This window comes from uncultured Dokdonia sp. (genome assembly GCF_937910895.1).
In the GTDB taxonomy this organism is placed as follows: Bacteria; Bacteroidota; Bacteroidia; order Flavobacteriales; family Flavobacteriaceae; genus Dokdonia.
Window position 1 is genome coordinate 1 of sequence record NZ_CALEMI010000135.1, and the last position, 10,265, is coordinate 10,265.

Here is a 10,265-nt window from a genome sequence, read left to right on the forward strand (position 1 = left end):
CTTGTAGTAATAAGAAGTAGTAATAGTAATTACTTTCTTTATTTTGATTATCGTTTGCCCGAATCCCCAACGCTGCATATGCATCTGAAGAGTCTACGTAATTCATTTTTCGGTACGCGTTGGCTAGATGTAAAAGTATCCTATTATATGTTCTTGGTTTTCTCTCTTTATAATCAAGTGGTTCTATTTTTCTCCAATATTTCTTTAAGGTATCAAGCGCTTCTTGGTTTTCTTCTGTTCTAATTTTTAGTTGTGCAATACTTAGGTTGATATCCAGCGCAAGTTCCTCTTTATTATCCCCTGTATTATACTCATTTGCGTTGATATAGTTTTCAAGTGCTTTATTATATTGTAACTTGTAGTAATAATAGTATGCTTTCTGAAGATGCGCTATAGTAGGGAAATTACTTTTTTTAAGACCTGGAGCTAAAGCTATAATAGAATCATACAGATCTAATCTTTCATGGTTTTTATGGGTAATAGCTCTATAATAATAGCCTTCAGCCATGCGAATAGTATCCTTTTGTTTTTTGGCTTTATAGAAATATGCATTTGCATACTTTACCACTTGAAAAGAATCTAAATTCTTATAATGCTTTTCAAAATTGGAGTATAACGTCGGGTAGTCAAGTTTATCTAACTGTTCCTGATATTCTTGTTGGGCGTGTATAGGGAAAGTGAATATATAAGTGAAAGTGAAAATTATTCTTTTGATCATATAGCTAGGATTTAAAACACTTAAAGATAAAAATAACTCTCCAAAACCTTATTGCATCATAAGGAAATAGTATTCATTTTTTGAGTTAGTTATACGAAATTCAATAAAAAAGAATGTCTCTTGATTTACAATATCTAGACTCGCTATTTTGAAATAGCGAGATACTTGTCTTGTCTTCCTCCCAAGAATACTCAATATTTGATGTGTTCAGAACAATAACTGTTTTTTGAAATTTCAAAAATGATAGTGGTACGTATGCTTATAAAAGTCACTATTGAAACGTTAGTAGATAGTATGATCAACCTATCTCACGTATTACAAGATTACATCTACTACAGATGTAGGATTGATGATATAGTATCAAAAAAATAAAATTAGTAATCAAAAGAACTTTTAACATGAAAACATTAAAAACATTACAGAAATTCATTTTAAGCGAATCCCAGTGTAAATTAATTTCAGGGGGAGCAAGAGAATATTATTGTTGGACGTCTGGTGATTATACCTATTATTCTGACACAGATGATACTGGAAACCTTAGTGAAAGTGGACGACCCATTAACTGTAGTATTGTAGAGGAGGATGCTGAAGGGTTTTAATATATAGGACTATATAGTTTTAGAGATATAGGCGAAACCCGAAAAGCCTAATTACAAATAGAGTAGGGAGTAATCAATAATCTATTTTAATCATGAGCAAACTATTCTTTTAGGTGCACTGTTATACACCTCTTCTTTTTTTACAAACTGTACTCCTGATCCTCAAGTTGAGCAACAGAAAGAACAACAAATTACTGAAGAAGGAAATACAGACGCTCGTATTATAGAGGATGCAGAAGGGTTTTAATATGTAGGATTATAAAGTTTTAGATATGGATAGGCGGAATCCGAAAAGCCTCATTATTAAATAGAGTAGGTGCATATAATAATTATAATTATGAAAAAATATTATATATTAATTTTCACATTTTTATTGGGAATTACCTCAGTCATGGGGCAATCAAGACCCATTAGTGGTACTATAGCAATACCTTGTAGTAATTTGCCAATTGGCGATGTTGAAGTCACTCTTACAAATGTAGGTGGAATGTTTATTTATAATGCAACGACAGATGCTAATGGTAATTACACTTTTCCAGCAATCCCCTATGGCGCAGAATATACAATGACTGCGAGAAAAAGTGAAGAATGTAAATCACAAATTGCTTGTGGATTAGATAATGACGACCTCTACCAAATCCAAAGACATATTCAAGGTGTTGAATTACTTGATGATCCTTTAGAACTTATAGCAGCAGATGTTACTGATAATGGAGCGATAAATAGTCTGGACCGTGTTTCTATACAAAGGATTATCCTATGTATAAATGAAGATAGTGATCCAATAGGCGATATTTGGAATTTTATTGCTGCTGACTATCCATTTATGGATCCCATTGATCCGTTTGATGAATTAGCAACTGCTAGTGTGATTAGGATAGATGATAACTCTGGAGACTCTAATCATGACTTTGATGCTGTTAAAATGGGGGATGTAAATTGCTCATACATCGGATGTGAGGAGACTTATATAAACATGGTAAAACTATGGGATAATAGTTATCAAAATCCATCAGGAGCTAGTGACGGTAATTATACAGATTATACAGATCCTTGTATTCCTATTTTTGTTATTGATCACAAGCAAATAAGCTATAGCGCATCACATGGAAATGTCTATATGGCTTTTTATATAGATTTAGATGGTGACGGTATATTTGAAGAATTAGATAATGGTTTTGATGATAATGGAAATTCAGCTATAACTCTTACCTCTGTGATTTCAGGTGGAGAAAAAATCAGAATTATAGTAAGTGAAAATCCAATAACAAGCTATGATGAGATTCCTGTTTGTGGGGAAATGGAAGATTATATGTTATGCAATCCTTGTGAACCTACCTCTCCTACTATTATTGTTAATAATGTAGATATTACTAGTAATCTAACGTATACATTACCTTGTGGTATAGAATGCTTTGTTATAGATCCTATGACTATTAGCGATCCAGAATACACAATTACGGTTCCAATTAATGATCAAAGTTCACTTCCTGGGCAGTTTTGTATTAATGAAGATACTCCAGATAGTTTTAACGTTATAATAACGGGTAAAGACTCTTGTGGAGAAGCTTACGTAGAAACCATTACTGTCAATATAGAACAAGATTGTGACGAGTGTGAACTAGAAGCATTAGCTTCTATTAGCTCTTGTAATGATAATGGGACACCTCTTGACCCTACTGATGATTTTTATAACATCACTTTAGACGTATTTAATACAGTAGGACAACCTTGGACGGTTGTTGATAGTAATGGGTTAACTATTTATTTTGGAAATGGAGATGAAAATAATGTGGACCTAGGTAATTACCTTGTACTTAATGGGTCTGAAGGATTTCAAATACGATATGGTGATAATTGTTTTCTAGATTTTGGTGTAGTAGCACCAACATCATGTAATTTTTCTTGTAATATCAATGCTATTGTTTCTACGGGCGATTGTAATGACAATGGGACTCCTCTTGATCCTAGTGATGATTATTACTATATCACTGTAAGCGTTGTTGGAACAAACGGAGTTTCTTGGGATTTAATTGGATATGCCAATAATCAGCAAATATCGTATTCTGGAACAGGAAATACCACAAACATCCAACTAGGTCCGATTAGCGCAAATGACCCATCTTGGGTGATGTATATCTCTCCAACAGGTTTAATTGATCCTAGTTGCAGGAGATACGAAACGACTATTTTTGCACCAAAATGTGCTGATGATAGACCTAAAAATAGAACAAAAGATATAGTGTCTATTACTCCAAACCCAAATAGAGGGAAAATGGATATTGCAGTCGATCTAGATAATGATTCGGTTATTGAATTAAACATTTATAGAATCAATGGGACACTCGTTAAAACCATTAGAAAAGAGAAAACCAATAATGAGTTGTTAGCATTTGGTTTAGAACTAGATGTGCCAACAGGTTTATATCTGTTCAGCTTTACAACCCATAAGGGAGTAATTACCAAAAGAGTGATTATAGAACATAATTAATAGACAGATTTTTCTGAATAGATTACGATCTATTCAGAAATAAATTCCTAAAACCTTCTTAAGAAATTAAGGAGGTTTTTTTATGCTATAGTTTGAAGCTCAATGTCACTTAAAATGTTGTTTTGCCTATATACGCTTTCGCGAAAGCGTATACTTTAATATTCTTACCTTGATATGTAAATAAGATCTCCAAAAATGAACCTATTTAAAAATCGATCGTCTATACCATAGAAAGCGATATGAAACCATCTAAAAAAATAGAAGATTCCTGGCTAGTAGCTCAGTATTGTAATGGCCATCAGAAAGCCATGGCGGTACTTGTAAAAAGATGGCACCTTCGATTTTGCAAGCAAGCGTATACGTATACCTATGATGTTGACATCGCAAAGGATATTGCTCAAGATACTTGGGTGACCATATTAAAGAACATCCATTGCATAGAGCAACCAGATAAGTTTGGCGCTTGGGGACTCACGATTGTGACTAAAAAATCAATCGATTGGTACCGAAAAAGCAAACGAGTTCAAGAAAAGCAACAGGAAATCCTTTCAGAAAAAGAGACCTTCAATATTGAGGAGATGGATGTTTCAGGAAATCAATTAGAAAAAGAAAAATTAAAAAGAGCCATCGCGTTACTTTCTGAACAACAACAAAGCGTACTAACCTTATTTTATGTAGAATCGTACGGGATCACAGAAATAAGTGAGATCTTACGCATATCTAAAGGGACTGTAAAATCAAGGCTTTTTTACGCAAGAGAAAAATTAAAAACAATACGTAAATAGTAGACATCATGAGAAAAGAATTTGAAGAAGTAGACCATTTAATAAAACAAGCATTAACCGAAGAAGAAGCTAAGTTTTATGACACCCTAGATGAGCAAAATATAGTCCAAATGTTTGGAGGCGTGTTTGAAGGAAAGAACAAATGGATTGTGATTGCAATGAATATTGTGAACTTATTTGTGCTAGGTTTTTTTGTGTATTGTATCATTCAATTTTTTAATACAGATGTGACCAACGAGTTGATTACATGGGCTGTTGCTGGTGTTTTTTGTATGCTCATACTCTCTATGCTTAAACTGTATATGTGGATGCAAATGGATAAAAACAGTATTGTTAGAGAATTAAAACGATTAGAATTACAAGTTTCGGCATTATCTTCAAAAGTGTCAGAATGATTTTTTCTCAAGAACTCATCTTGACTTTTTATTTGGAACCGAAAATGAAGGCTTTTTGTGCTGATGAAGTAATTTTTAGTTTGCATAGCTATCGCTACAGTAATTCAAAAATTGTAAAATCAGGATGAAAAAATGCAAAATTTGTAGGTAAAATTAAAAGTCAAGCTGCGTTCTAAAACTTAATTTTAGTAACTTGCAAGCTCTAGGGATGATTTCTCTCCTCCGCTGAATTTTCGAGCTTTCGAAAGAATAAAGGTATAGTAGGAATTACATTTTATTTAATTTTATTAAACTTTTTAGATTATGCCAACTGTTGATCAACTTACATCAAAAGAAGCAATTGCATTAGAAGACAAGCATGGAGCACATAACTACCATCCACTTCCTGTCGTATTAAGTAGAGGAGAAGGTGTATATGTGTGGGATGTAGAAGGAAAACGATACTATGACTTTTTATCTGCCTACTCTGCGGTAAATCAAGGCCACTGTCACCCTCGTATTGTAGATGCAATGACAGCACAAGCAAAAACATTGACCCTTACCTCACGTGCATTTTATAATGACACTTTAGGACCTTATGAAAAATACGTAACCGAGTACTTTGGATTTGATAAGGTGCTTCCTATGAATACCGGAGCAGAAGCTGTTGAAACAGCTATTAAGCTTGCGCGAAAGTGGGCTTATGAGAAAAAAGGAGTAGCAGAACACGAAGCTCAGATTGTTGTATGTGATAATAATTTTCACGGACGTACCACAACCATCATCTCATTTTCTAATGATGAAGGCGCTCGTAAAAACTTTGGACCCTACACACCAGGATTTACTAAAATCCCATATAATGATGTAGATGCTTTAGAAGAAGTATTAAAATCTAATAAAAATATTGCTGGTTTTCTAGTAGAACCTATCCAAGGCGAAGCAGGTGTATTTACACCAGACGATGATTACATGCGTAAAGCAAAAGCACTATGTAATGCACACAATGTATTGTTTATTGCAGATGAAATTCAAACAGGAATTGCAAGAACTGGAGCCTTACTAGCCGTATGTGGTACATGTGCCTGTGAAGGTCATTGTGAGCAACAAGAGACCTACGCAAGACCTGACATCTTGATTTTAGGAAAAGCACTTTCAGGTGGCGCCTATCCAGTATCTGCAGTACTTGCAGATAACGCAATTATGGAAGTGATAAAACCAGGACAACACGGAAGTACTTTTGGAGGAAACCCAGTTGCAGGAGCTGTTGCTACAGAAGCATTGGAAGTTGTAAGAGATGAACACCTTGCTCAAAATGCAAGAAAACTTGGAAATCTTTTCAGAGAAAAAATGAACGAGTATATAGAAAACAGTACCATTGTCAACCTTGTCAGAGGAAGAGGATTGCTAAACGCTATACGCATCAATGATACAGAAGATAGCTCTACCGCATGGGATATTTGTATGTCACTACGTGATAATGGACTATTAGCTAAACCAACACATGGAAACATTATTAGGTTTGCGCCACCTTTGGTCATGAATGAAGAGCAATTACTAGCCTGTGTAGCGATTATCACAAAAACACTCAAAGCATTTGAGAAGTAATATAGCTGTCAGCTTTTAATAGTAAAAACCGCCTTGACGAACTTATTGGGGTGGTTTTTTTGTACGCTTTCGCGAAAGCGTATACTTTACGGAGCTAAGTATGTAAACGGTTCATACGGAATATTGCGTAGCATCCAGTATAGAAATATGATGATCAGCGTTTGAGTGTTCCCTCCTAAGAAGGAGGGTTAGGGAGGTGTGATACAAATTATCACTTAAAACAACGCTACTAATTTGCTTATGCTTTTTATACTTTATATGTGTACTTTCTATTTTAAATTTTGGACTTATGAATCTTCGCTTTCGCGAAAGCGTATACTTTACGGAGCTAAGTATGTAAACGGTTCATACGGAATATTACGTAGGATCCAGTATAGAAATACGATGACTAGAATCCCATAAGTGAAATATGATTTATGTCCTAAATTGTAATAATAATTAGGCGCATATTTTTTTGAAACCATCGCATACGCCTTTGAAATCAAAAGGATGGCTAGGATAACGATCATAACATTATGTTGGAGCGCTTGTCCTATACGAAGATGTAATAGATCATGAGTCGCCCTTTGACTACCACAACCAGGACAGTGGAGTCCTGTGGCTAGATGAAAGTAACATCTAGGAAAGAAACCTTCCCCTTTGGCAGCTTCAGGATCATGATTGTAATAATAAATAGCCACAAAAAATATAGGTATCACCCCTAGGAGATACCCATATTTTATAAAGTTGTATTTTTTTGAAGTTTTAATAGCTGCAGCCACTACCTCCAGAACTCATTATGCCAAAAAGTGCAGCACCATAGATTAACATGACAAGCCCTATAATGACAAAACCACTTATAAGTCCAATAATACCCCAAAGTTTTGCGTTTTTAGAATCGCTGATAGCGCCTTCATAATTTCCGCCTTCCCATTTTGCATTCACTTGAGCAGCATATATAATACTGACAACGCCTGTAACATTACAGCATAAAAAGGTAGTTACAATAGCAAGAATGAGATAATTGCTTGGTCTCTCTGGTATAGTAGCAGAGGTTGTTGGTTGGTTTTCCATGGTTATTTGTTTTAGTAATAAAATTCTAATTTAGAGTAATATTGTGACTTTAAAAAGGATAGCAAGAAAAAAGCGCCTAGAAGGCGCTTTTTTCTTGCTAGATATACTTTAGGTTACATTCCTGCACCACGTAATTGTTCTTGTTGCCATTCTTGCATTTCTGCTAGACCTCCAAAGGCAACTAACATTCCTACGATCATAAGTAATGTAAGGATACCTAATATAAGACCAATAATGGCAATGATTCTTGCCGTTTTTACTTGTCCGTAATTTTCGTAATTATCAGGATTTTCTTCGTATAATTTTTTATCCTTTTTAGCAAGGAATAATGCTATTCCTGATAATAGAATTCCTCCAATTCCCCAAGAAAAGCAACAGGCTATAAATGAGATAATTCCAAGGATGAGGGATATGGTTGCATTAGGTAATTTTTGTTGTTCCATAATTTGTGTTTTGGTTAGTTAATTAGTTTAAAATTTTGATCAAAAAACTAATGATGATCGTTGCGACTGTCAATATAGCTAAAAAAATAATAGTTTTATTAGCATATTTTATTGTTGTAAATTGATTGATAAGTAAAAAACCCAGTAAGCCTATCAACGGATAGATTCCTGGGTACATAAAAAATGCGTCTATAAATTCACCTTTAAAGAGTAATGCTGCCGAGCGCTGTATACCGCATCCCATACATTCAAAACCTAAATACTTTTTATTTAGGCATGGTAACATATATTCCTCCATTGGAATAACTATTTATCGATTTGTGATACTTATTTTTCGAGACTTGGTTAGACCAGTTTCGGTCACGAAAGATACGATGTATATTCCAGTACTTAAATTGCTTGTAGAAAATGTATAGATCTCTTTATTACCTAAATCCTGACCTAAGAAAATTTGCTTTCCAGTCATGTCAAATAGTGTAACGTTTGTTAATGCTACACCATTAGGATTTCTGATCTCTAATTGATTTGCACTATTGTTTTGAAAAATGTTAAATGACTCTAAAGTACTTTCGGCAACATCAACAGCTAGTGTATTTTCATCTTCTTCCCAATTGGTTTCTTCTTCCCAATCAGATTCATCTTCGGTTGTTTCTTCTTCCTCTGTAGTTTCTTCTTCTTCCTCTTCATCATCAGAAATACCTTCTTCTACTTCTCTAGTAAAACGAATTTCAAATCTTTTTGGGTAATTTCCAGCAGGTAATTCTAAAAGAACACTTTCGTTCTGAATATCATAATAGGTTTCTGAAACGGTATCAAATAAGAAAATACCTTCATAGTTAAAATCTCTAATATCTCTAGCTCTGAATCTAAATTCAGAAGTGGTTGCTGCTACTATAGATAACTGTAGCGCTTGATATTCATCATTTGGAACTGCATTAATAACAAACTGATCTTTTTCATTAATAGAAAAGGTGACATCAGTACTTTGTGAACCTGCACTTTTTGCATCCATTGCCGTATCGTAGCCTCTTGTAGCGTGATCAAGAATTCCAACACCAAGCTCACGACCATACGTATCATTGATATTGATACCTACTTTAAACTGTGAAAATGTAGGAAAATTATTGATATCTTCATAATAAGTACCTACGCCTACCGCTTCTACCACATCATTTTCTTCATTATTTCTAAAATCAGAGTTGTTTCCTTCTTTCACAAAGATTCTCATGTCATTTGTAAAAGTAAATGTATCACTTGTTTGTGTGTCAGATCCTACCACCATAAATCCTTGACCTATTGGTGTAAATCTTCTGTTAAGCGTTCCATCTCCGTTTCCTACGGGGCCTCCTATTGGATTTCCAGCTTCGTCATACATAAAATATTGCGCAGCCACATACATACCCTCTGTTTCTAGTAAACCCATTGGAGAATATACACCATAACCCGCTTGATACTCTTCTATAAAATGCGTTTGTGCATTTGGATCACTCTCCCAGAAATAAGCCATTCCATCGGTAACATCATTACCTGTAAAGCTTACTGTGTTTCCGTTAGATAATGTGGTATTAAAAGGTCCTGAATCCGAATTCAATAATAAAAAATAATTTAAATCTAATGCAGATGGGTATGGATTTCCTGTTATAGTTTGTGTATCTGTTTCTACTCTAGCAGTGATCGTTCCATTATTAGGTCTTCCTCTAAAATCAATACGTTGTCCTTGACCATCTCCAAAAACACCCAGATTATTGGGTGTATTATCTACGCCATTTCCAGCGGTAGTAGGATCACTACCAGAAACACCTTTCATGGTAAAGCCAAGACCTGCAGGTAAAAACCCCGTAGATTGTACAGGAATAAAATCTGCGGTTGCATTTCCAGCTTCATATCCATAAATCCAAAAAGATGCAATGCTTAAAAAATTGGTACCAGCAGAACCATTAAGTCCTGAGGTGCTTAATGCAGGATTACTACTTGTTTCGGCATCCATAGGTCCAGCGCCATCAAAATCTACAGGCACGTTAAATACTCGTTGAGGAACTGAAACAGCACCGGTAGTTCCAGGATCTCTAAAAGCAAAAATTCCATTTCCAGGAGCTCTAGTAGTACCATCGTCATTTAGCTCAACACCTACAGGCGAAGCCCACAAGTTATAGTCATATTGATTGGTAGTGCCTTCTTGAAATAAAGAAAGAATACC

Annotated in this window: 11 protein-coding genes; 5 read left to right on the forward strand and 6 right to left on the reverse strand. The window is 34.8% G+C overall.

The annotated features are described in order from the left end of the window. A partial coding sequence (locus Q0505_RS15970; RefSeq protein WP_299214982.1) for a hypothetical protein occupies positions 1 to 718 on the reverse strand: 718 nt, incomplete at its 3' end. A 398-nt stretch (positions 719 to 1,116) separates the two neighbouring features. On the opposite strand from Q0505_RS15970, the gene Q0505_RS15975 reads away from it, so the two are divergent. The 5 genes from Q0505_RS15975 (at position 1,117) to rocD (ending at position 6,572) form a co-directional block, all read left to right on the forward strand. Continuing rightward, on the forward strand, positions 1,117 to 1,317 hold the full coding sequence (locus Q0505_RS15975; protein WP_299214985.1) for a hypothetical protein: 201 nt from the start codon (positions 1,117 to 1,119) through the stop codon (positions 1,315 to 1,317). Between the two features lie 337 nt (positions 1,318 to 1,654). Continuing rightward, complete coding sequence (locus Q0505_RS15980; RefSeq protein ID WP_299214987.1) at positions 1,655 to 3,808, forward strand: carboxypeptidase regulatory-like domain-containing protein; 2,154 nt, start codon at positions 1,655 to 1,657, stop codon at positions 3,806 to 3,808. Between the two features lie 239 nt (positions 3,809 to 4,047). Beyond that, the gene (locus Q0505_RS15985; protein WP_299214990.1) at positions 4,048 to 4,593 is read left to right on the forward strand and encodes an RNA polymerase sigma factor; all 546 of its coding nucleotides are present in this window, start codon (positions 4,048 to 4,050) and stop codon (positions 4,591 to 4,593) included. A gap of 8 nt (positions 4,594 to 4,601) precedes the next feature. Continuing rightward, on the forward strand, positions 4,602 to 4,988 hold the full coding sequence (locus Q0505_RS15990) for a DUF6768 family protein (RefSeq protein WP_299214993.1): 387 nt from the start codon (positions 4,602 to 4,604) through the stop codon (positions 4,986 to 4,988). A 303-nt stretch (positions 4,989 to 5,291) separates the two neighbouring features. Then, entirely contained in the window at positions 5,292 to 6,572 is a 1,281-nt protein-coding gene (gene rocD, locus Q0505_RS15995) for an ornithine--oxo-acid transaminase (RefSeq protein ID WP_299214996.1), read from the forward strand. A gap of 320 nt (positions 6,573 to 6,892) precedes the next feature. Here rocD and Q0505_RS16000 read toward each other — a convergent pair whose 3' ends face one another. The 5 genes from Q0505_RS16000 to Q0505_RS16020 form a co-directional block, all read right to left on the reverse strand. Further along, on the reverse strand, positions 6,893 to 7,252 hold the full coding sequence (locus Q0505_RS16000; RefSeq protein WP_299214999.1) for a DUF2752 domain-containing protein: 360 nt from the start codon (positions 7,250 to 7,252) through the stop codon (positions 6,893 to 6,895). Positions 7,253 to 7,316: 64 nt separating this feature from the next. After that, positions 7,317 to 7,625: a CD225/dispanin family protein gene (locus tag Q0505_RS16005; RefSeq protein ID WP_299215002.1), complete on the reverse strand. Its 309-nt coding sequence runs from the start codon at positions 7,623 to 7,625 to the stop codon at positions 7,317 to 7,319. Positions 7,626 to 7,738: 113 nt separating this feature from the next. Beyond that, positions 7,739 to 8,068 carry a CCC motif membrane protein gene (locus Q0505_RS16010; protein ID WP_299215005.1) on the reverse strand — a complete coding sequence of 110 codons (330 nt, stop codon included), beginning with the start codon at positions 8,066 to 8,068 and terminating at the stop codon, positions 7,739 to 7,741. A gap of 22 nt (positions 8,069 to 8,090) precedes the next feature. Next, positions 8,091 to 8,366, reverse strand: coding sequence for a DUF2752 domain-containing protein (locus Q0505_RS16015; protein WP_299215008.1), 276 nt, complete (start codon positions 8,364 to 8,366; stop codon positions 8,091 to 8,093). A gap of 12 nt (positions 8,367 to 8,378) precedes the next feature. Continuing rightward, positions 8,379 to 10,265, reverse strand: a 1,887-nt coding sequence (locus Q0505_RS16020; RefSeq protein ID WP_299215011.1) for a T9SS type A sorting domain-containing protein, incomplete at its 5' end; no start/stop codon positions are given.

Bases quoted from the DNA above. Each gene is read 5' to 3' on its own strand.
- Q0505_RS15975 (WP_299214985.1), top strand. From the start codon at position 1,117: ATGAAAACATTAAAAACATTACAGAAATTCATTTTAAGCGAATCCCAG.
- Q0505_RS16005 (WP_299215002.1), bottom strand. From the start codon at position 7,625: ATGGAAAACCAACCAACAACCTCTGCTACTATACCAGAGAGACCAAGC.
- rocD (WP_299214996.1), top strand. From the start codon at position 5,292: ATGCCAACTGTTGATCAACTTACATCAAAAGAAGCAATTGCATTAGAA.
- Q0505_RS15985 (WP_299214990.1), top strand. From the start codon at position 4,048: ATGAAACCATCTAAAAAAATAGAAGATTCCTGGCTAGTAGCTCAGTAT.
- Q0505_RS15980 (WP_299214987.1), top strand. From the start codon at position 1,655: ATGAAAAAATATTATATATTAATTTTCACATTTTTATTGGGAATTACC.
- Q0505_RS16015 (WP_299215008.1), bottom strand. From the start codon at position 8,366: ATGGAGGAATATATGTTACCATGCCTAAATAAAAAGTATTTAGGTTTT.
- Q0505_RS16010 (WP_299215005.1), bottom strand. From the start codon at position 8,068: ATGGAACAACAAAAATTACCTAATGCAACCATATCCCTCATCCTTGGA.
- Q0505_RS15990 (WP_299214993.1), top strand. From the start codon at position 4,602: ATGAGAAAAGAATTTGAAGAAGTAGACCATTTAATAAAACAAGCATTA.